Here is a 24119-nt window from a genome sequence, read left to right on the forward strand (position 1 = left end):
ATGAAATACAAACTATTAAAATTACTATTTTTAGCATTTCTGTTTATAGGACAAAGTGCTTATGCGATAGAACCTCTTTCGATCAAGTATGTTGACCCTAAGGCTAGTGAGAAAGCGGATAGTCTTTATAATAAGGCGCATAGAGCGTACTCTCAAGGAAACTATGAAAAAGCAATTGAACTTTACAGGTCATCATATGAATATAAAATCTCTGCGGATGTTCTAAATAACTTAGCTGCTACTTTTGAAAAAGTTAAAGACTACGATAATGCTATTAAATGGTATAAAATAACTATTAATAAGTATCAAGATAAGGATGCAATATTTAATTTAGCGTTCTTATATGATGATAAACTTGCTAAGTATAATAAAGCTATTGAATTATATCAACAAGCTTTTGCAAAAGGTATTGTAACTGGGGGGGTGAATTTGGGGATACTGTATGAAGAGAAATTACACAAAATAAAAAAATCTATTTACTGGTACAAAAAAGCCATAAAAAAAGGTGATATAGATGCAAGAAAAAATCTAGGATTACTTTACCATCAACAAAAAGACAAGCTAAACAGTGCAACTTACATGATAGGTATGATAGGACATCCTTACACAAAAGAAAGAGTTTTAGGCTTGTTACGAGATGACTGGAAAATCGACGAACCAACCCTAAAAAAAGCCTACGAACTCCAAAAAACTCTAGTTCCAAATCCATATACAGGTGGAATAGAATAGATGCTAGAGTATCCAAAAGTATAAATTGAGTTCATGTCAGCACTCCCACCATATATAAACTTAACCTTTTTAAGAGCACTAAGAGGAGCAAGAGACTTTAGAGTTCTTAAAGACTATTATCAAACAAATACTAGTGACTATACTCAAGATAAAGTTGTCACAAAAACCGATGCTTATTTATATGTTACAGATGCTATTAAAACTACAGAGTATAAGGTTATAAATAGAGGTGACTATTCTAACCCTAAGGTTGAGAAGGTACAGTTTAAAGATACAGATACACAAGTAATTCGTAAATATATACCCTGCTATGAAGAAGATGGAAAACTTGAAATCATCTACTCAAATGTAAAACTCACTAAAGAGCAACTGAGTAAGTTCACTCCAGTTTCTGTAACACTAAGTGATAAAAAGAATCTTCATTGTATAAACCATAAAGATTATTCAAAGTCCATAAAACATACAAATAAAGAGATGAAAGATATTTTAATCTCAAACAAAGAAGCTAAAAAACTAAACAAGTCACACTTAAACATAGTAATTGAAATAGATGACCCTATCGGTGAAATAGAAGATTTGTATGAAGAGTTAGAATGTTCTTTTCATACTGCTTATGCACATAACAAACCTTTAATAGACAGGATTAAACAACGCAATGCTTATGCCTATAGCGTAGCAAACTTTATGGATGAACTTGAAGTAAACTCAAAAGAGAAACAAGAAAGAAAAAAGACAAAGAAAAAACTCAAAGATGCTTACTATACTTTAGTTGAAGGGATGAAAGAAGATTTTATACCTTATATTATAGATACTTGTAAAGATAGAGGTTTTTCATGGAGCATCAAAGATAGTAGTTCTTCTTTTATAAGACTTAATATTTTTGTTGAACATGATGTAGCTATGAGTTACTTAAATGAAGTAAAACTAAATGCTTCGTTTTTACTCAACACACAACATAACTATAATACCTTTGATGGAAGAAGGATAGAGCATCTTAATGAAAAGTGTATCATTGAAAGTAAAAGTCATGACTATTTGTGTTTAGGCGTAAGAGCACATATCAATGGTAGTAAAACATCTCACAAGTATGAGATGAGTACTAGAGAGAGTTATACAGAGATAACAGCATTAACACTTTTTAGCCTCTATTTTAGTGGTAAACATAATGATGTTATCGGTACTAAATATAAAGATGCTATTGAAGAGTTTCATTATAATTTAAAGAAGCTATCTGCTCATCCAGAGTTTGAAGAGAGTGTGCAAGAAGAGATTAATGATAAGCTTAAAGACAGTCCTTACACTAAACTCTTTCAAGATAAAAATGGCAAACGCAGTGATACTTTTATAGATGAGTATTCAGATTTAGATACTACTGCTAAATATTGTGCTTATGATTGGAAAGAAAAAGGACATATTAAAGAGTTTAAGTCTCTTATTCCTAAAGAGGAAACATTTAAGTTCTTTTATGACAAATACAGAAAGACTCCCAAAACATTGAGTGAAGAACTCTCTAAACAACTAATAAATCCAGAGCTAAAAACATTATTAAAAAATTATAGTGATTTAAAAGATACAGGGTTTGAGAGAATGGACTTACTTTTAAATATAGCTTACTCACTAACTGCAAGTAGAACTATGTTTGATGATGAAGTTACACAGACTTCAGCGTTTAACACTAATAGTGCTGTCTTAGAGTTTATGAAAGAGATTTCTATTAAACTTCAAAGTATAGATGAGAGTGAACATGAAAAACTTTACAAAGAAGATATCTTTACTCTTTATCATCAAAATCTTCATGGCATAATATTGCACGCTTTAGTTAAGGGAGAATATAATGAAAATGAGTTTAGTTCAAGAAAAAGCAATGCTAACAAATTCTTAGATGAACTCGCACCTGAGATAGAAAAAGAGTACAAGCTTGTCCTCTCCAACTTAAACGATGGCAATATCAGTAAAGACCTAAAAGTAAAAAAAGCTCATGAAAAACTCTTTGAACAACTCAAAGCACTAGATGGGATAACTAGTAAGATTCATGAGGCTGAGGATAAGCAGAAAGAAGCAGATAAAGATGCAAGAGGAAGAGGAATAGAGACTACAAAAACTAAAGAAAAGCTAACTATATTAAGAAAATCCAAACCCTATAAACTCTCAATCTCAACAATGAAAGGTCTAAGCTTTTTCATAACCTTATTTACAACAGGAGATGCTCTTAAAACCTACAAGAAAAACGACCTAAAAGCTCTACTAGAGATAACAACAGGCATAAACTCAATCACAAAAACAGTAGTAGAAACAGGAACAAAAGTTTTACCTAGAACTAAACAAGCTATGATAATGGTAGATTTTTTACTAGCAGAACACTCTGTCCCTCAAAAGATTATTGCTAAACTTGCAATACCTGCTGTTGTAGTAGGTGCTTACTATGAGATGGTATCCTTAGAGGATGAAGATTATGATGCTATGCTTATGATTGGTACTAAAGCAGCTATAATAGTAGCCTTGGCGTTTGTATCAGGTATGTGGATAGCCGCAATAGGATATATAGCTCTTGAAATACTTTGGTATATCTTCTCTGGTTACTTTATAGACTCAAGAGTTGAAGTTATGATTGAGAAGTCTCTCTTCTATCAAGATGGACGCAAACCATATATCTTAGAGAGTCTAAGTACAACTACTGGAAACTACTATATTCGTCGTGGTTCAAGAGATGCTCTAATGCAGGCAAAAGATATAACAAAAATTGGCGGAACTAAAGAGGTAAGAGAGTTTATTTATAAAAACTACTCAGATAATAAACAAGCATTGCAAGCAGCAGCAAGGTATGAGTTTAGTGAGATATATAGAGCCTTAAAAAACATCAGTATAGAAGTAGAAAAAGTTCCTACTTACTTCCTTAACTTTACAAAAACAATGAATCTTAACCTTAATGGTTACCTTCGTGTTAATAAAGATTACTATGAAGAAATGGAAGGTCTAATCTATCTTATAAAAGATGATAACTATACAGACTATATACTTATAGATGCAACTGAAGCTATAGACAAAGAGAATGATAAACTTATAGATATATTTACAAGTTTTAAAGAAGAACTTTCAGAAGCTAAACTAGATGAGGATAGAAAAAAGAATTATACTATTTTAATAGCTAGTGGTATTACTTCTGTAAAATACAAACTTGATATAAAATATAACAGTAAAAATGACTGGTTAGGAACTAAACTAGTTAAAGAAATCAATTATTATCTAAATGAACTTATACCTATGCCTTTAAGTCCACGAGATTTAGAACTGTTGAAGTAAAGGAAAATGAAAATGAAAAGAATGTTTAAAATATTTATATTACTGTTTGTCTTTGCTTCGCAGTCTCTCCTTGCAGAACAAGATATAAGTGATGAAGCTTTCAAGGCTTATAAAAAAGGTGAAAAACTTTATCAAACCAAGAAATATGATGAAGCCTTAAAATGGTTTAAAATTTCCTTTGATGAAGATTCATCTAAAGATTTAGCCTTTAACATCGGTTTAACTTATGATGAACTGAAAGATTACCCTAATGCTATAAAATGGTATAGAAAAGCTTTTGAGATGGGAGACAAAAAAGGGGGAGCAAACTTAGGACTCCTATACGACGAAAAATTGAAGGATTATCCTAAAGCTATAAAATGGTATAAAAAAGCCATAAAAAAAGGTAATGTTAGTGCTATAAATAATCTAGCTATATTATATAAACAACAAAAAGATTATCCAAATGCGATAAAATGGTATAAAAAAGCTTTTGAGATGGGGAATCTGGATGGTGCATATAACTTAGGTTGTTTATATGATGTAAATAAAAAAGATTTTAAAAATGCCATTATTTGGTACAAAAAAGCAGCCAAGAAAGGACATAAAAAAGCTATAAATAATCTTGGTGAAGTTTACCATGATTTAAAAGACAACATCACTGCATCTGCATATGTTTTAGCTGGAATTGTATATGGATATGATAAACAAGAAACTTTTAAGTATTTAAATAAAACTTGGAAAATAGATGAGCCAACCATGATAAAAGCCTACAAACTACAACAAACCCTAGACATCCCAAAACACTACATAGGTGACATTGACTAATAAATGTTAGCCATTCACAAAACATTATTTATAAAATAAGGGGGAAAATTGGAAAAAGAATCAAATAACATAATTTCTAAATGTGAATCAAGTGTTCTATCATTAAAAGGTTGTTACAATCGAATTCAATGGTGGCAAACCACGATAATGATTTGGTTTATTATCGCTATGCTTTTTAACTCATATAATATATTACATTATGAAGTTAACCATCCAAAAAAAGTGATAGTTGAAAAAATTTCAACACAACAAACATCAAATTTTATGTACTTGCAAGAAAATATGCCATCTGAATTAGATTTAACATCTCTTATAAAACAAGGAAATCCTATCCAGCATATTCAAGGAGTGTTACTCTTTATAACTCTTATGTTAATGTCTTGGATAAGTATTACTTCATCAGTTAAGCGTTTGCATGACATTGATAAATCTGGTTTTTGGTGGTATGTAAATTTTATTCCTATAGTTGGTTCGATAATAGTATTTGTTATGAATGTTTTTATTCCATCTAAGAATACACGATATTGTCAATATAAAATTAAAGAAGACAAAACACAATGGCTTTTTACTCTAGCGGGGATATTATTACTTATCCCCATCTTAATAAATATTATTGATATAACGGATCGCTATGGGACATGGTATGTTCAAGCAAGTTTATGGACTCAATACTATATGAAAGATTATATATTTTTTATACTATTATTACTACTTATGGCATTGAGTTTGAACTTTGATAAATTTATTAATATATCTTATTCGAAAAAGATGAAAGTGATTCAATATATTTCATTTGCTTATGTTGCTTGGTTGTTTTATAATATCAGTCACTTATTTTTTAATTTTGAAAGTAATAGTATAATGAGTTATTTTATTTATTATTTTTCATTATTTTTAGAATATGGTATTCAGTTTTCAGCATTATGTATACTTATTTTGAATACAAATAAAGAACTAAAGAAAGTACAGAATCAAAAAGTATCTTAAAAAAAGCCTATGAACTTCAAAAGATATAGTTTAACACCTCTACATACGAGGCTTAACTAAAAAATGTCAGTTCTTCCCTTAAACATAAAAAACTACCTACTACGAGTAGATGGATGTAAAACTGACAAAGGAGCCGCTCTTGTCTTAGCTAGTCCAGGACAAACACAGAGTAAAATAGGTGTAAAGTCTGGAGGAAGTGCTGCAAATATCATTACTAAAGAACTTGAAATTGCAAAAGTAGATACTAAAGAAAATATAAAAAAAGAGAAATATCAAATTTATCCACTAAGACTAAGTGGGGAGTACATAAGAGCACTAAGAGGAGCAAGAGACTTTAGAGTTCTTAAAGACTATTATCAAACAAATACTAGTGACTATACTCAAGATAAAATTGTCACAAAAACCGATGCTTATTTATATGTTACAGATGCTATTAAAACTACAGAGTATAAGGTTATAAATAGAGGTGACTATTCTAACCCTAAGGTTGAGAAGGTACAGTTTAAAGATACAGATACACAAGTCATTCGTAAATATATACCCTGCTATGAAGAAGATGGAAAACTTGAAATCATCTACTCAAATGTAAAACTCACTAAAGAGCAACAGAGTAAGTTCACTCCAGTTTCTGTAACACTATACTACCCCAATATGTCAAGACAACTTTTTCAAAAATCTAATTCCCTAAATACCTGTTACCCTATGCTACATTTTCACTAGATTTAGTGTAATTCTCATCATTGATTTTTAAACTATCATAATAAACATTCATAGGTTTTTTATATTTCAATGTCTCATGAAATCTTCTGTGATTATAAAATTCTATATAATCCTTAACATCACTTTTGAGAATTGATACTCTCTCATATTCATTGAGGTATATTTTTTCAACTTTAGCACTTCTCCAGAACCTCTCAATACAAATATTATCTGTTGCTCTACCTTTGCCATCCATAGAGATAATTATGTCATTATCTTTTAATGTTTGAGTATACTACCCCAAGAAAATCAAACAACTATTTCTAAAGTTTAATTCTTAAAAGAGTAAAATTAAACAATAAAAATAGAAGGTAATCTTATGAGTCGAAAAAGAACAACATATACAGCAGAATTCAAGACAAAGTTAGTTTTAGAAGTTTTAAAAGAAGATAAGACACTAAATGAAATAGCAAGTGTAAATAATATCACACCAAAAAACTTACAAAATTGGAAGAAGATATTTTTGGAAAATGCAGAAGTTGCGATGGAACCTGCAAAAGTAATTAAAGAGTACAAAGAAGAGAATGTAAGATTACAAGCTAAACTTGATGAATATGCAAAGGTTGTAGGTCAACTAACAGTAGAGAAGGACTGGGCGGTGGGAAAGTTAAGCAGCTTGGACTCTAGCTATAAAAAGGAGTTGATTGATAGAGATGAAAATAAGGCATTATCAGTTGTAAAACAATGTAATCTTATTAACTATAACAGAAGTAATTTGTTCTATGCACCAATGGTAAATCTTGCTAAAAATGTAATTAAAAAACATATAGAAAAAGTATTTGAAGAGATACCAAGCTATGGCTATATGAAAGTGTATCATCAACTACTAGAGGATGGTTTTCGTGTCAGTCCCAACACAGTGCTGGCATACCGTAGAGAGTTAGGTTTACAGGCTGTTTTAGCTGTAAGACCACCAAATACAAGCTGGGCGGACAAGCAACATCATAAATACTCTTACAAAATAAGAGGATTAGATATCGTAAGAGCAAACCAAGTATGGTCAACAGATATAACCTATATTAAAATTAAAGGTGGTATGGTCTATATGGCTGCCATAATTGATTGGTATTCTAAAGCAATATTATCTTGGCGAATATCCAACACAATGGATACAGATTTAGTCATAGGTGTACTAGATGAAGCACTCGCACTCTATGGTAAGCCTGAAATATTTAATACTGATCAAGGATCACAATATACAAGCTGTATCCACACTCAAACATTAAAAGATAATGACATAATTATCTCTATGGATGGCAAAGGTAGAGCAACAGATAATATTTGTATTGAGAGGTTCTGGAGAAGTGCTAAAGTTGAAAAAATATACCTCAATGAATATGAGAGAGTATCAGTTCTCAAAAGTGATGTTAAGGATTATATAGAATTTTATAATCACAGAAGATTTCATGAGACATTGAAATATAAAAAACCTATGAATGTTTATTATGATAGTTTAAAAATCAATGATGAGAATTACACTAAATCTAGTGAAAATGTAGCATAGGGTAACAGGTATTTAGGGAATTAGATTTTTGAAAAAGTTGTCTTGACATATTGGGGTAGTATACTAAGTGGTAAAAAAAATCTTCATTGTATAAACCATAAAGATTATTCAAAGTCCATAAAACATATAAATAAAGAGATGAAAGATATTTTAATCTCAAATAAAGAAGCTAAAAAACTAAACAAGTCACACTTAAACATAGTAGTTGAAATAGATGACCCTATCGGTGAAATAGAAGATTTGTATGAAGAGCTAGAATGTTCTTTTCATACTGCTTATGCACATAACAAACCTTTAATAGACAGGATTAAAGAACGCAATGCTTATGCCTATAGCGTAGCAAACTTTATGGATGAACTTGAAGTAAACTCAAACGAGAAACAAGAAAGAAAAAACACAAAGAAAAAACTCCAAAAGGCTTACTATACTTTAGTTGAAGGGATGAAAGAAGATTTTATACCTTATATTATAGATACTTGTAAAGATAGAGGTTTTTCATGGAGCATCAAAGATAGTAATTCTTCTTTTATAAGACTAAATGCTTTTGTTGAACATAATGTAGCTATGAGTTACTTAAATGAAGTAAAACTAAATGCTTCGTTTTTACTCAACACACAACATAACTATAATACCTTTGATGGGAGAAAGATAGAGCATCTTAATGAAAAATGTATCATTGAAAGTAAAAGTCATGACTATTTGTGTTTGGGTGTAAGAGCACATATCGATGGTAGTAAAACATCACACAAGTATGCAACAAGTACTAGAGAGAGTTATACAGAGATAACAGCATTAACACTTTTTAGCCTCTACTTTAGTGGTAAACATAATGATGTTATCGGTACTAAATATAAAGATGCTATTGAAGACTTTCATTATAATTTAAAGAAGCTATCTGCTCATCCAGAGTTTGAGGAAGATATTCAAGAAGAGATTAATGATAAGCTTAAAGACAGTCCTTACACTAAACTCTTTAAAGATAAGAATGGTGACCGTACTGATAACTTTATTGATGATTATGAAAACTTAGAGACTATCGCTAAAGACTGCGCTTTTGAGTGGGAAGGAAATGATAAAACACAGCTTTTAAAGTTTGCTACTTTAATCCCTAAAAAAGAGACTTTTAAGTTTTTTTACGAAATCCCAAAACATAGAGAATCCCCTCAAAAGATAAGTGAAACACTCTCCAAAGAACTTAAAAGTTCACAGCTAAAAGAACTACTAGAAAAGTACAGTAGTCTAAAAGATACAAGTTTAGAGAGAATAGGCTTACTTTTAAATATAGCTTACTCACTTACTGCAAGTAGAACTATGTTTGATGAAGAAGTAAATCAAACTTCTCCTTTTAATACAGATAGTGCAGTTATGGACTTTTTAATCTCCATCTCAAAAAAACTTCAAGTACTCAAAGCAGATGAACATGAAAAGCTTTATAAAGAGGATATATTTCAACTTTATCATAAAAGCTTACACAGTTTAATCCTTCACTCACTTGTTAAAGGAAGCTATAACGAAAAAGAGTTTTTAATCCGTCAAGATAATGTAACGAAAAAATTTCTTGATGTCATAGCTCCAGAGACAGCAAAAGAGTACCAACTAGATTTAACGAAGCTAGATGATGGAAGTATAGACAAAAACCTACAAGTCAAAAAAACTCATGAAAAACTATTTGCACAGTTAAAAGCACTAGATGGGATTACTAGTCAGATTCATGCGGCTGCGGATAAGCAGAGAAAAGTTGATGAGTTTTCAAGTGATAAAGATATTGTAAAAGTACAAAATGCAATCAGAAACTCCAACCCCTATAAAATAACAATCCCAGCCCTAAAAGGACTAAGTTTCTTTGTAGCTCTCTACCAAACAGGAAAGATACTCAAAGATTACCAAAAAATGACTTTAAGCTCACTCCTAGAACTTTCAGTCTCCATCAATGTCTTATCTAAAATTACAGGAGAAGCCGCACAAGCAACTAAGTTATTGTCCTCCAAGGCAATAGCATATAATATGTTTAAAGCTATGAAAGAGGAGAAGCTTGTTTTTCAAAAAGTGCTTACTAAACTTGCTATCCCTATTGTTATCTTTGGGGCTTACCATGAGATAGCTTCTTTGAATGATAAAGATTATGATGCAGTTGTTGCTCTTAGTGTTAAAACGGGGCTTACCTTAGCTTTAATGCTCTTTGCCTCAGGTATAGGAGAAATCTTGATTATAGGTATAGCTATTGAGCTTATTTGGATGTCGATATCAAGCTATATTATTGATACTAATGTCGAAGTTATGATAGAAAAATCTCTCTTTTACCAAAATGGGCGTAAACCTTATATCTTAGAGAGTTTAAGTAGTGATACTAAAGAGTATCTTTATAAAGGCAATTCTAAAGAGATTCAAAACATCACACTTCCTCAAAAAGCTAAAGATGTTAGAGACTTTATCTATGCAAACTACAGTACTCATAAAAAAGAGTTTAATGCTGCGTTTAGTTATGAGCTAAGTTCTTTTTATGCCACTCTAAAAGGGGTGAATATTGAAAAATCTGGGCGTTCAAAACAATACAAATCAAGTAAAGCAACTTATGCTGTATGTAGTTATGTCTCTATCTCTAAAGATTTTTATAAAGATATAAAACGCATTGTACTTCTTGAAGATGATAAAGAGATAGAGATAGATATCTCACAACATGAACTGAAAAATGCTAAAGAGTATATAGACCTTTTAAGCCATCTTGATATAAGTGACAGTTCGGTTATACAAGAGTATCCTAAAAAAGATACCAAGTTATTACTTCATAGTGATGCGATTAGTCTAAAATATGATGTTGTCTATTACTATGATGATGCAGGTAAGTATCTAGCTAGAGCGACAGGCGGTGCGTTAAAGATTATAGATATAAAATCTTTACCTTTAACTAAAGATGATTGTAAAATACTAAATATTCAAATGAGTTAAGATGAAATACAAACTATTAAAATTACTGTTTTTAGCATCTCTGTTTATAGGACAAAGTGCTTATGCGATAGAACCTCTTTCGATTAAATATGTTGACCCTAAGGCTAGTGAGAAAGCGGATAGTCTTTATAATGAGGCACACAGGTTAAGCGAACAAGGAAAATATGAAAAAGCAATTGAACTTTATAAATCATCGTATGAATATAAAATCTCTGCGGATGTTCTAAATAACTTAGCTGCTACCTTTGAAAAAATAAAAGATTATGATAACGCTATTAAATGGTATAGAAAAGCGATTAATGAGGGTTCAAGTTTAGGTGCACTAAATTTAGGACTCTTATTCGATGAAAAATTATCTGATATAAAAAATGCTAAAGTTAACTATCAAATAGCTTATAATCTTGGGAATAGTGATGCAGCTTATAACTTAGCCCTTTTATATGAAGAGAAACTACATGATATCCCAAACGCAATAAAATGGTACAAAAAAGCAATTCAAAAAGGACATATTTCAGCCATCAAAAATCTAGGTTATCTTTATAGAACAGAAAAAAAAGATAATCTTTTAGGCTCTGCTTATATGATAGGGTTGATTGATAAAAAATATTCAAAAGAAAAAGTTTTTGATTACCTTCGCAATACACTTAAAATCGACGAACCAACCCTAAAAAAAGCCTATGAACTCCAAAAAACTCTAGTTCCAAATCCATACACAGGTGGAATAGAATAGATGCTAGAGTATCTAAAAGTATAAATTAAGTTTATGTCAGCACTCCCTCCATATATAAACTTAACCTTTTTAAGAGCACTAAGAGGAGCAAGAGACTTTAGAGTTCTTAAAGACTATTATCAAACAAATACTAGTGACTATACTCAAGATAAAGTTGTCACAAAAACCGATGCTTATTTATATGTTACAGATGCTATTAAAACTACAGAATATAAGGTTGTAAATAGAGGTGACTATTCTAACCCTAAGGTTGAGAAAGTACAGTTTAAAGATACAGATACACAAGTAATTCGTAAATATATACCCTGCTATGAAGAAGATGGAAAACTTGAAATCATCTACTCAAATGTAAAACTCACTAAAGAACAACAGAGTAAGTTCACTCCAGTTTCTGTAACACTAAGTGATAAAAAGAATCTTCATTGTATAAACCATAAAGATTATTCAAAGTCCATAAAACATATAAATAAAGAGATGAAAGATATTTTAATCTCAAACAAAGAAGCTAAAAAACTAAACAAGTCACACTTAAACATAGTAATTGAAATAGATGACCCTATCGGTGAAATAGAAGATTTGTATGAAGAGCTAGAATGTTCTTTTCATACTGCTTATGCACATAACAAACCTTTAATAGACAGGATTAAAGAACGCAATGCTTATGCCTATAGCGTTGCAAACTTTATGGATGAACTTGAAGTAAACTCAAAAGAGAAACAAGAAAGAAAAAACACAAAGAAAAAACTCAAAGATGCTTACTATACTTTAGTTGAAGGGATGAAAGAAGATTTTATACCTTATATTATAGATGTTTGTAAAGATAGAGGTTTTTCATGGAGCATCAAAGATAGTAATGCTTCTTTTATAAGACTTAATATTTTTGTTGAACATGATGTAGCTATGAGTTACTTAAATGAAGTAAAACTAAATGCTTCGTTTTTACTCAACACACAACATAAAAATGTTCGTAGAGGAACTATAAACTCTCAGTACTATAATGTCTTTGATGGGAGAAAAATAGAGCATCTTAATGAAAAATGTATCATTGAAAGTAAAAGTCATGACTATTTGTGTTTGGGTGTAAGAGCACATATCGATGGTAGTAAAACATCACACAAGTATGCAACAAGTACTAGAGAGAGTTATACAGAGATAACAGCATTAACACTTTTTAGCCTCTACTTTAGTGGTAAACATAATGATGTTATCGGTACTAAATATAAAGATGCTATTGAAGACTTTCATTATAATTTAAAGAAGCTATCTGCTCATCCAGAGTTTGAGGAAGATATTCAAGAAGAGATTAATGATAAGCTTAAAGACAGTCCTTACACTAAACTCTTTAAAGATAAGAATGGTGACCGTACTGATAACTTTATTGATGATTATGAAAACTTAGAGACTATAGCTAAAGACTGCGCTTTTGAGTGGGAAGGAAATGATAAGACACAGCTTTTAAAGTTTGCTACTTTAATCCCTAAAAAAGAGACCTTTGAGTTTTTTTACGAAATCCCAAAACATAGAGAATCCCCTCAAAAGATAAGTGAAACACTCTCCAAAGAACTTAAAAGTTCACAGCTAAAAGAACTACTAGAAAAGTACAGTAGTCTAAAAGATACAAGTTTAGAGAGAATAGGCTTACTTTTAAATATAGCTTACTCACTTACTGCAAGTAGAACTATGTTTGATGAAGAAGTAAATCAAACTTCTCCTTTTAATACAGATAGTGCAGTTATGGACTTTTTAATCTCCATCTCAAAAAAACTTCAAGTACTCAAAGCAGATGAACATGAAAAGCTTTATAAAGAGGATATATTTCAACTTTATCATAAAAGCTTACACAGTTTAATCCTTCACTCACTTGTTAAAGGAAGCTATAACGAAAAAGAGTTTTTAATCCGTCAAGATAATGTAACGAAAAAATTTCTTGATGTCATAGCTCCAGAGACAGCAAAAGAGTACCAACTAGATTTAACGAAGCTAGATGATGGAAGTATAGACAAAAACCTACAAGTCAAAAAAACTCATGAAAAACTATTTGCACAGTTAAAAGCACTAGATGGGATTACTAGTCAGATTCATGCGGCTGCGGATAAGCAGAGAAAAGTTGATGAGTTTTCAAGTGATAAAGATATTGTAAAAGTACAAAATGCAATCAGAAACTCCAACCCCTATAAAATAACAATCCCAGCCCTAAAAGGACTAAGTTTCTTTGTAGCTCTCTACCAAACAGGAAAGATACTCAAAGATTACCAAAAAATGACTTTAAGCTCACTCCTAGAACTTTCAGTCTCCATCAATGTCTTATCTAAAATTACAGGAGAAGCCGCACAAGCAACTAAGTTATTGTCCTCCAAGGCAATAGCATATAATATGTTTAAAGCTATGAAAGAGGAGAAGCTTGTTTTTCAAAAAGTGCTTACTAAACTTGCTATCCCTATTGTTATCTTTGGGGCTTACCATGAGATAGCTTCTTTGAATGATAAAGATTATGATGCAGTTGTTGCTCTTAGTGTTAAAACGGGGCTTACCTTAGCTTTAATGCTCTTTGCCTCAGGTATAGGAGAAATCTTGATTATAGGTATAGCTATTGAGCTTATTTGGATGTCGATATCAAGCTATATTATTGATACTAATGTCGAAGTTATGATAGAAAAATCTCTCTTTTACCAAAATGGGCGTAAACCTTATATCTTAGAGAGTTTAAGTAGTGATACTAAAGAGTATCTTTATAAAGATAATTCTAAAAGTATTAAAGAAATTCCTTTTATGCAAAAACCTAAAGATATGAGAGACTTTATCTATGCAAACTATAGTTCTCATAAAAAAGAGTTTAATGCTGCGTTTAGTTATGAGCTAAGTTCTTTTTATGCCACTTTAAAAGGGGTAAATATTGAAAAGTCTGGGCGTTCAAAGCAATACAAATCAAGTAAAGCAACTTATGCTGTATGTAGTTATGTCTCTATCTCTAAAGATTTTTATAAAGATATAAAACGCATTGTACTGCTTGAAGATGACAAAGAGATAGAGATAGATATCTCACAACATGAACTGAAAAATGGTAAGGAGTATATAGACCTTTTAAGCCATTTAGATATTAGTGACAGTTCGGTTATACAAGAGTACTCTAAAAAAGATACCAAGTTATTACTTCATAGTGATGCAATTAGTCTGAAATATGATGTCATATATTACTATGATGATGCAAGTAAGTATCTAAAGAGGCTTACAGGCGGTGCGTTAAAGATTATAGATATAAAATCTTTACCTTTAACTAAAGATGATTGTAAAATACTAAATATTCAAATGAGTTAAGATGAAATACAAACTATTAAAATTACTGTTTTTAGCATTTCTGTTTATAGGACAAAGTGCTTATGCGATAGAACCTCTTTCGATTAAGTATGTTGACCCTAAGGCTAGTGAGAAAGCGGATAGTCTTTATAATAAGGCACAAAGACTTTATGCACAAAAAAAATATCAAGAAGCTATCCTCTTATATGAAGAATCATATGAATATAAACCAAGTAAGGATATTCCTGCTAATACAGGAATATCCTATAAGCATATTGGCGAATATGACAAAGCTTGTAGCTGGTATGAGATAGGTGTTAAAAAATTCAATGACAATAAGTCAGCACTAAACTTAGCTTTATTGTATGAAGAAAAGCTAAATGATATTGATAAATCAATCATGTGGTATTTGACCTCAATAAAACTGGGTAATATTGATGCGAGAAAAGGATTAGGACTACTTTACCATCAACAAAAAGACAAGCTAAATAGTGCAACCTACATGATAGGAATGATAGGACACCCTTACACAAAAGAAAGAGTTTTAGGCTTGTTACGAAATGACTGGAAAATAGACGAACCAACCCTAAAAAAAGCCTACGAACTCCAAAAAACTCTAGTTCCAAACCCATACACAGGTGGCATTGACTAAACCATGTCTGCCATTCACAAAACATTATTTATAAAATAAGGGAAAAAATTGGAAAAAGAATCAAATAACATAATTTCTAAATGTGAATCAAGTGTTCTATCATTAAAAGGTTGTTACAATCGAATTCAATGGTGGCAAACTACAATAATGGTTTCATTTATTATTTCTATACTTTTTGGGTTATATAACACACTGCTTGATAAAGTTATCCATTCAAAGGAAGAAATGGTTGGCAAAACTTTAACATATCCAATACCAGATAATATGTTTGTTCAAATAAATTATCCATTTGATATCAGAGACTCAACATATGATATTGCACCAATAATAAAGTACGGAAATACTTTTGAACATATTGTAGCAATATTACTGTTTATGGTTCTTATATTAGTGTCTTGGATAAGCATTAGTGCCTCTGTTAAGCGTTTTCATGACATTGATAAATCTGGTTTTTGGTGGTGGATTAATTTTATCCCTATAGTTGGTCAGATAACAGTGTTTTTTATGAACTCTTTTCTCTTATCTAAAGATACACAATATTGCGAATGTCAAACTAAAGAAAAAAAAGCACAATGGCTTTTTGCTGTAGCAGGGATTTTATTACTTATACCTTTGATAATAGATATTGTAAATTTATACGATTGGAATGTGGGAGCAATGTTTTTTTCTTACGCTTTTACAGTAGAGAATGTATTTTATATATTATTATTACTACTTATGACATTGATTTTGAATTTTGATAAACTTATTTCTATATCATATTTAAAAAAGATGAAAATAACTCGGTATATTTCATATACATATGTTATCTGGTTAGTGTATAATATCATTGAATATATTCTTATACTATACAATGATATACAAATGTTTAATTTTACTTTTTGCTTTTGGTTTTCCATAAAATGTGGTATTCAGTTTTCAGCATTATGTATACTTATTTTGAATACAAATAAAGAACTAAAGAAAGTACAGAATCAAAAAGTATCCTAAAAAAAGCCTATGAACTTCAAAAGATATAGTTTAACACCTCTACATACGAGGCTTAACTAAAAAATGTCAGTTCTTCCCTTAAACATAAATAACTACCTACTACGAGTAGATGGATGTAAAACTGACAAAGGAGCCGCTCTTGTCTTAGCTAGTCCAGGACAAACACAGAGTAAAATAGGTGTAAAGTCTGGAGGAAGTGCTGCAAATATCATTACTGAAGAACTTGAAACTGCAAAAGTAGATACTAAAGAAAATATAAAAAAAGAGAAATATAAAATTTATCCACTAAGACTAAGTGGAGAATACATAAGAGCATTAAGAGGAGCAAGAGACTTTAGAGTTCTTAAAGACTATTATCAAACAAATACTAGTGACTATACTCAAGATAAAGTTGTCACAAAAACTGATGCTTATTTATATGTTACAGATGCTATTAAAACTACAGAATATAAGGTTGTAAATAGAGGTGACTATTCTAACCCTAAGGTTGAGAAGGTACAGTTTAAAGATACAGATACACAAGTAATTCGTAAATATATACCCTGCTATGAAGAAGAGGGAAAACTTGAAATCATCTACTCAAATGTAAAACTCACTAAAGAACAACTGAGTAAGTTCACTCCAGTTTCTGTAACACTTACTGATAAAAAGAATCTTCATTGTATAAACCATAAAGATTATTCAAAGTCCATAAAACATATAAATAAAGAGATGAAAGATATTTTAATCTCAAACAAAGAAGCTAAAAAACTAAACAAGTCACACTTAAACATAGTAGTTGAAATAGATGACCCTATCGGTGAAATAGAAGATTTGTATGAAGAGCTAGAATGTTCTTTTCATACTGCTTATGCACATAACAAACCTTTAATAGACAGGATTAAAGAACGCAATGCTTATGCCTATAGCGTTGCAAACTTTATGGATGAACTTGAAGTAAACTCAAAAGAGAAACAAGAAAGAAAAAACACAAAGAAAAAACTCAAAGATGCTTACTATACTTTAGTTGAAGGGATGAAAGAAGATTTTATACCTTATATTATAGATACTTGTAAAGATAGAGGTTTTTCATGGAGCATCAAAGATAGTAATTCTTCTTTTATAAGACTTAATATTTTTGTTGAACATGATGTAGCTATGAGTTACTTAAATGAAGTAAAACTAAATGCTTCGTTTTTACTCAACACACAACATAACTATAATACCTTTGATGGAAGAAAGATAGAGCATCTTAATGAAAAATGTATCATTGAAAGTAAAAGTCATGACTATTTGTGTTTAGGTGTAAGAGCACATATCAATGGTAGTAAAACATCACACAAGTATGCGACAAGTACTAGAGAGAGTTATACAGAGATAACAGCATTAACACTTTTTAGCCTCTACTTTAGTGGTAAACATAATGATGTTATCGGTACTAAATATAAAGATGCTATTGAAGACTTTCATTATAATTTAAAGAAACTATCTGCTCATCCAGAGTTTGATGAAGATATTCAAGAAGAGATTAACGATAAGTTCGAAGGCAGTGCTTATGCTAGACTCTTTCAAGATAAAAATGGCAAACGCAGTGATACTTTTATAGATGAGTATTCAGATTTAGATACTACTGCTAAATATTGTGCTTATGATTGGAAAGAAAAAGGACATATTAAAGAGTTTAAGTCTTATACTACCCCAAGAAAATCAAACAACTATTTCTAAAGTTTAATTCTTAAAAGAGTAAAATTAAACAATAAAAATAGAAGGTAATCTTATGAGTCGAAAAAGAACAACATATACAGCAGAATTCAAGACAAAGTTAGTTTTAGAAGTTTTAAAAGAAGATAAGACACTAAATGAAATAGCAAGTGTAAATAATATCACACCAAAAAACTTACAAAATTGGAAGAAGATATTTTTGGAAAATGCAGAAGTTGCGATGGAACCTGCAAAAGTAATTAAAGAGTACAAAGAAGAGAATGTAAGATTACAAGCTAAACTTGATGAATATGCAAAGGTTGTAGGTCAACTAACAGTAGAGAAGGACTGGGCGGTGGGAAAGTTAAGCAGCTTGGACTCTAGCTATAAAAAGGAGTTGATTGATAGAGATGAAAATAAGGCATTATCAGTTGTAAAACAATGTAATCTTATTAACTATAACAGAAGTAATTTGTTCTATGCACCAATGGTAAATCTTGCTAAAAATGTAATTAAAAAACATATAGAAAAAGTATTTGAAGAGATACCAAGCTATGGCTATATGAAAGTGTATCATCAACTACTAGAGGATGGTTTTCGTGTCAGTCCCAACACAGTGCTGGCATACCGTAGAGAGTTAGGTTTACAGGCTGTTTTAGCTGTAAGACCACCAAATACAAGCTGGGCGGACAAGCAACATCATAAATACTCTTACAAAATAAGAGGATTAGATATCGTAAGAGCAAACCAAGTATGGTCAACAGATATAACCTATATTAAAATTAAAGGTGGTATGGTCTATATGGCTGCCATAATTGATTGGTATTCTAAAGCAATATTATCTTGGCGAATATCCAACACAATGGATACAGATTTAGTCATAGGTGTACTAGATGAAGCACTCGCACTCTATGGTAAGCCTGAGATATTTAATACTGATCAAGGGTCACAATATACAAGCTGTATCCACACTCAAACATTAAAAGATAATGACATAATTATCTCTATGGATGGCAAAGGTAGAGCAACAGATAATATTTGTATTGAGAGGTTCTGGAGAAGTGCTAAAGTTGAAAAAATATACCTCAATGAATATGAGAGAGTATCAATTCTCAAAAGTGATGTTAAGGATTATATAGAATTTTATAATCACAGAAGATTTCATGAGACATTGAAATATAAAAAACCTATGAATGTTTATTATGATAGTTTAAAAATCAATGATGAGAATTACACTAAATCTAGTGAAAATGTAGCATAGGGTAACAGGTATTTAGGGAATTAGATTTTTGAAAAAGTTGTCTTGACATATTGGGGTAGTATATCTCTTATTCCTAAAGAGGAAACATTTAAGTTCTTTTATGACAAATACAGAAAAACTCCCAAAACATTGAGTGAAGAACTCTCTAAACAACTGACAAATCCAGAGCTAAAAACATTATTAAAAAATTATAGTGATTTAAAAGATACAGAGTTTGAGAGAATGGATTTACTTTTAAATATAGCTTACTCACTAACTGCTAGTAGAACTATGTTTGATGATGAAGTTACACAGACTTCAGCGTTTAACACTAAGAGTGCTGTCTTAGAGTTTATGAAAGAGATTTCTATTAAACTTCAAAGTATAGATGAGAGTGAACATGAAAAACTTTACAAAGAAGATATCTTTACTCTTTATCATCAAAATCTTCATGGCATAATATTGCACGCTTTAGTTAAGGGAGAATATAATGAAGATGAGTTTAGTTCAAGAAAAAGCAATGCTAACAAATTCTTAGATGACCTCGCACCTGAGATAGAAAAAGAGTACAAGCTTGTCCTCTCCAACTTAAACGATGGCAATATCAGTAAAGACCTAAAAGTAAAAAAAGCTCATGAAAAACTCTTTGAACAACTCAAAGCACTAGATGGGATAACTAGTAAGATTCATGAGGCTGAGGATAAGCAGAAGAAAGTTGATGATGGACTAACAACAGATAATAATACAGAGACTAAAGAAAAGTGGGATATAATCCGAAAATCCAAACCCTATAAACTCTCAATCTCAACAATGAAAGGTCTAAGCTTTTTCATAACCTTATTTACAACAGGAGATGCTCTTAAAACCTACAAGAAAAACGACCTAAAAGCTCTACTAGAAATAACAACAGGCATAAACTCAATCACAAAAACAGTAGTAGAAACAGGAACAAAAGTTTTACCTAGAACTAAACAAGCTATGTTAATGGTAGATTTTTTACTAGCAGAGCACTCTATCCCTCAAAAGATTATTGCTAAACTTGCAATACCTGCTGTTGTAGTAGGTGCTTACTATGAGATGGTATCCTTAGAGGATGAAGATTATGATGCTATGCTTATGATTGGTACTAAAGCAGCTATAATAGTAGCCTTGGCATTTGTATCAGGTATGTGGATAGCCGCAATAGGATATATAGCTCTTGAAATACTTTGGTATATATTCTCTGGTTACTTTATAGACTCAAGAGTTGAAGTTATGATTGAGAAGTCTCTCTTTTATCAAGATGGACGCAAACCATATATCTTAGAGAGTCTAAGTACAACTACTGGAAACTACTATATTCGTCGTGGTTCAAGAGATGCTCTAATGCAGGCAAAAGATATAACAAAAATTGGCGGAACTAAAGAGGTAAGAGAGTTTATTTATAAAAACTACTCAGATAATAAACAAGCATTGCAAGCAGCAGCAAGATATGAGTTTAGTGAGATATATAGAGCCTTGAAAAACATTAGTATAGAAGTAGAAAAAGTTCCTACTTACTTCCTTAACTTTACAAAAACAATGAATCTTAACCTTAATGGTTACCTTCGTGTTAATAAAGATTACTATGAAGAAATGGAAGGTCTAATCTATCTTATAAAAGATGATAACTATACAGACTATATACTCATAGATGCAACTGAAGCTATAGACAAAGAGAATGATAAACTTATAGATATATTTACAAGTTTTAAAGAAGAACTTTCAGAAGCTAAACTAGATGAGGATAGAAAAAAGAATTATACTATTTTAATAGCTAGTGGTATTACTTCTGTAAAATACAAACTTGATATAAAATATAACAGTAAAAGTGACTGGTTAGGAACTAAACTAGTTAAAGAAATCAATTATTATCTAAATGAACTTATACCTATGCCTTTAAGTCCACGAGATTTAGAACTGTTGAAGTAAAGGATTACACTTATGAAAAAATTATTTAAAATATTTGTACTACTGTTTATATTTGCTTCGCAGTCTCTCCTTGCAGAACAAGATATAAGTGATGAAGCTTTCAAGGCTTATAAAAAAGGTGAAAAACTTTATCAAACCAAGAAATATGATGAAGCCTTAAAATGGTTGAAAATTTCCTTTGATGAAGACCAATCTAAAGAAGTGGCTTTTAACCTTGGTTTAACTTATGATGAACTGAAAGATTACCCTAATGCTATAAAATGGTATAGAAAAGCTTTTGAGATGGGAAATAAAAAGGGGGGAGCAAATTTAGGACTGTTATATAAAGAACAAAAAGATTATCCAAATGCTATAAAATGGTATAAAAAAGCCATAAAAAAAGGTAATGTTAGTGCTATAAATAATCTAGCTATATTATATAAACAACAAAAAGATTATCCAAATGCTATAAAATGGTATAAAAAAGCCATAAAAAAAGGGCATATTGATGCAAGAAAAAACCTAGGATTACTTTTTCATCAACAAAAAGACAAGCTAAATAGTGCAACCTACATGATAGGAATGATAGGACACCCTTACACAAAAGAAAGAGTTTTAGGCTTGTTACGAGATGACTGGAAAATCGACGAACCAACCCTAAAAAAAGCCTACAAACTCCAAAAAACTCTAGTTCCAAACCCATACACAGGTGGCATTGACTAAACAATGTCTGCCATCCCTAAAAACGACCTAAAAGCTCTACTAGAGATAACAACAGGCATAAACTCAATCACAAAAACAGTAGTAGAAACAGGAACAAAAGTTTTACCTAGAACTAAACAAGCTATGATAATGGTAGATTTTTTACTAGCAGAACACTCTGTCCCTCAAAAGATTATTGCTAAACTTGCAATACCTGCTGTTGTAGTAGGTGCTTACTATGAGATGGTATCCTTAGAGGATGAAGATTATGATGCTATGCTTATGATTGGTACTAAAGCAGCTATAATAGTAGCCTTGGCGTTTGTATCAGGTATGTGGATAGCCGCAATAGGATATATAGCTCTTGAAATACTTTGGTATATCTTCTCTGGTTACTTTATAGACTCAAGAGTTGAAGTTATGATTGAGAAGTCTCTCTTCTATCAAGATGGACGCAAACCATATATCTTAGAGAGTCTAAGTACAACTACTGGAAACTACTATATTCGTCGTGGTTCAAGAGATGCTCTAATGCAGGCAAAAGATATAACAAAAATTGGCGGAACTAAAGAGGTAAGAGAGTTTATTTATAAAAACTACTCAGATAATAAACAAGCATTGCAAGCAGCAGCAAGGTATGAGTTTAGTGAGATATATAGAGCCTTAAAAAACATCAGTATAGAAGTAGAAAAAGTTCCTACTTACTTCCTTAACTTTACAAAAACAATGAATCTTAACCTTAATGGTTACCTTCGTGTTAATAAAGAGTACTATGAAGAAATGGAAGGTCTAATCTATCTTATAAAAGATGATAACTATACAGACTATATACTTATAGATGCAACTGAAGTTATAGACAAAGAGAATGATAAACTTATAGATATATTTACAAGTTTTAAAGAAGAACTTTCAGAAGCTAAACTAGATAAAGATAGAAAAAAGAATTATACTATTTTAATAGCTAGTGGTATTACTTCTGTAAAATACAAACTTGATATAAAATATAACAGTAAAAGTGACTGGGTAGGAACTAAACTAGTTAAAGAAATCAATTATTATCTAAATGAACTTATACCTATGCCTTTAAGTCCACAAGATTTAGAACTGTTGAAGTAAAGGATTACACTTATGAAAAAATTATTTAAAATATTGTTATTAGTTAATTTACTCTCAATTCAAATACTGTTTGCGAACAGTGCATCTGAAGATGCCTCAGACAAAGCAACAATATATTATGAAAAACAAGACTATAAAGAAGCATTAAAATGGTCAAAAAAATCATTTGACGAAGAAGCATCTAAAGAAGTGGCTTTCAATATTGGGTTGGCTTATAAAAGATTAAAAGATTACCAGAACGCTATCAAGTGGTATGAAAAAGCTTTTGAAATGGGAAATACTGATGGGGGGGGGCTAATCTAGGATTATTGTATGACGAAGTTTTAAAAGATTATCCAAATGCTATAAAATGGTATAAAAAAGCTATCCAAAAAGGTGATGTTGATGCTATAAATAATCTAGCTATATTATATAAAGAACAAAAAGATTATCCAAATGCTATAAAATGGTATAAAAAAGCCATAAAAAAAGGGCATATTGATGCAAGAAAAAGCCTAGGCTTACTTTACCATCAACAAAAAGACAAGCTAAACAGTGCAACCTACATGATGGGAATGATAGGACATCCTTACACAAAAGAAAGAGTTTTAGGCTTGTTACGAGATGACTGGAAAATCGACGAACCAACCCTAAAAAAAGCCTACAAACTCCAAAAAACTCTAGTTCCAAACCCATACACAGGTGGCATTGACTAAACCATGTCTGCCATCCCTAAAAATGACTCAATTACAAAACTCCGTATGAAGTATTTTTT

Annotated in this window: 19 protein-coding genes; 18 read left to right on the forward strand and 1 reads right to left on the reverse strand. The window is 30.9% G+C overall.

Translation table 11 applies throughout. From position 1 onward, the window contains the following. The 5 genes from MOV42_RS03250 to MOV42_RS03270 all read left to right on the forward strand — a co-directional run bounded on the left by MOV42_RS03250 (nucleotide 1) and on the right by MOV42_RS03270 (nucleotide 6543). Nucleotides 1-729, forward strand: coding sequence for a hypothetical protein (locus tag MOV42_RS03250; RefSeq protein ID WP_324172378.1), 729 nt, complete (start codon nucleotides 1-3; stop codon nucleotides 727-729). Between the two features lie 33 nt (nucleotides 730-762). Continuing rightward, nucleotides 763-4029, forward strand: a complete 3267-nt coding sequence (locus tag MOV42_RS03255) for a hypothetical protein (RefSeq protein WP_324172379.1) — start codon at nucleotides 763-765, stop codon at nucleotides 4027-4029. A gap of 12 nt (nucleotides 4030-4041) precedes the next feature. Then, nucleotides 4042-4836, forward strand: a complete 795-nt coding sequence (locus MOV42_RS03260; protein WP_324172380.1) for a tetratricopeptide repeat protein — start codon at nucleotides 4042-4044, stop codon at nucleotides 4834-4836. Nucleotides 4837-4884: 48 nt separating this feature from the next. Further along, entirely contained in the window at nucleotides 4885-5823 is a 939-nt protein-coding gene (locus tag MOV42_RS03265) for a DUF805 domain-containing protein (RefSeq protein ID WP_324172381.1), read from the forward strand. Between the two features lie 63 nt (nucleotides 5824-5886). Further along, entirely contained in the window at nucleotides 5887-6543 is a 657-nt protein-coding gene (locus tag MOV42_RS03270; protein WP_324172382.1) for a hypothetical protein, read from the forward strand. Here MOV42_RS03270 and MOV42_RS03275 read toward each other — a convergent pair. After that, nucleotides 6524-6790, reverse strand: coding sequence for an integrase core domain-containing protein (locus MOV42_RS03275; protein ID WP_416385446.1), 267 nt, complete (start codon nucleotides 6788-6790; stop codon nucleotides 6524-6526). The genes MOV42_RS03270 and MOV42_RS03275 overlap by 20 nt on opposite strands. Nucleotides 6791-6901: 111 nt before the next feature. Here MOV42_RS03275 and MOV42_RS03280 point away from each other — a divergent pair, with 111 nt between their 5' ends. The 13 genes from MOV42_RS03280 (at nucleotide 6902) to MOV42_RS03340 (ending at nucleotide 24060) form a co-directional block, all read left to right on the forward strand. Next, nucleotides 6902-8086, forward strand: a complete 1185-nt coding sequence (locus tag MOV42_RS03280; protein WP_324170993.1) for an IS3 family transposase — start codon at nucleotides 6902-6904, stop codon at nucleotides 8084-8086. Nucleotides 8087-8128: 42 nt separating this feature from the next. Continuing rightward, complete coding sequence (locus MOV42_RS03285) at nucleotides 8129-11032, forward strand: hypothetical protein (protein WP_324172383.1); 2904 nt, start codon at nucleotides 8129-8131, stop codon at nucleotides 11030-11032. A gap of 1 nt (nucleotide 11033) precedes the next feature. Then, nucleotides 11034-11762, forward strand: a complete 729-nt coding sequence (locus tag MOV42_RS03290; protein WP_324172384.1) for a tetratricopeptide repeat protein — start codon at nucleotides 11034-11036, stop codon at nucleotides 11760-11762. Between the two features lie 33 nt (nucleotides 11763-11795). Continuing rightward, entirely contained in the window at nucleotides 11796-15077 is a 3282-nt protein-coding gene (locus MOV42_RS03295; RefSeq protein WP_324172385.1) for a hypothetical protein, read from the forward strand. A 1-nt stretch (nucleotide 15078) separates the two neighbouring features. Next, on the forward strand, nucleotides 15079-15708 hold the full coding sequence (locus tag MOV42_RS03300) for a tetratricopeptide repeat protein (protein WP_324172386.1): 630 nt from the start codon (nucleotides 15079-15081) through the stop codon (nucleotides 15706-15708). Nucleotides 15709-15756: 48 nt separating this feature from the next. After that, nucleotides 15757-16698, forward strand: coding sequence for a DUF805 domain-containing protein (locus tag MOV42_RS03305; RefSeq protein ID WP_324172387.1), 942 nt, complete (start codon nucleotides 15757-15759; stop codon nucleotides 16696-16698). A 63-nt stretch (nucleotides 16699-16761) separates the two neighbouring features. Next, nucleotides 16762-18402, forward strand: a complete 1641-nt coding sequence (locus MOV42_RS03310; RefSeq protein ID WP_324172388.1) for a hypothetical protein — start codon at nucleotides 16762-16764, stop codon at nucleotides 18400-18402. 52 nt (nucleotides 18403-18454) lie between these two features. Next, entirely contained in the window at nucleotides 18455-19639 is a 1185-nt protein-coding gene (locus MOV42_RS03315; RefSeq protein WP_324171963.1) for an IS3 family transposase, read from the forward strand. Between the two features lie 42 nt (nucleotides 19640-19681). After that, nucleotides 19682-21568, forward strand: a complete 1887-nt coding sequence (locus MOV42_RS03320; RefSeq protein ID WP_324172389.1) for a hypothetical protein — start codon at nucleotides 19682-19684, stop codon at nucleotides 21566-21568. Between the two features lie 12 nt (nucleotides 21569-21580). Next, nucleotides 21581-22270, forward strand: a complete 690-nt coding sequence (locus tag MOV42_RS03325) for a tetratricopeptide repeat protein (RefSeq protein WP_324172390.1) — start codon at nucleotides 21581-21583, stop codon at nucleotides 22268-22270. A 3-nt stretch (nucleotides 22271-22273) separates the two neighbouring features. Next, a complete protein-coding gene (locus tag MOV42_RS03330; RefSeq protein ID WP_324172391.1) occupies nucleotides 22274-23365 on the forward strand; it encodes a hypothetical protein in 1092 nt (363 codons plus the stop codon). A 12-nt stretch (nucleotides 23366-23377) separates the two neighbouring features. Then, entirely contained in the window at nucleotides 23378-23668 is a 291-nt protein-coding gene (locus MOV42_RS03335) for a tetratricopeptide repeat protein (protein WP_324172392.1), read from the forward strand. A 5-nt stretch (nucleotides 23669-23673) separates the two neighbouring features. Next, a complete protein-coding gene (locus MOV42_RS03340; protein ID WP_324172393.1) occupies nucleotides 23674-24060 on the forward strand; it encodes a tetratricopeptide repeat protein in 387 nt (128 codons plus the stop codon). The last annotated feature ends 59 nt before the right edge of the window (nucleotides 24061-24119 follow it).

It is taken from the genome of Sulfurimonas sp. (genome assembly GCF_029027405.1).
Lineage (GTDB): Bacteria > Campylobacterota > Campylobacteria > Campylobacterales > Sulfurimonadaceae > Sulfurimonas.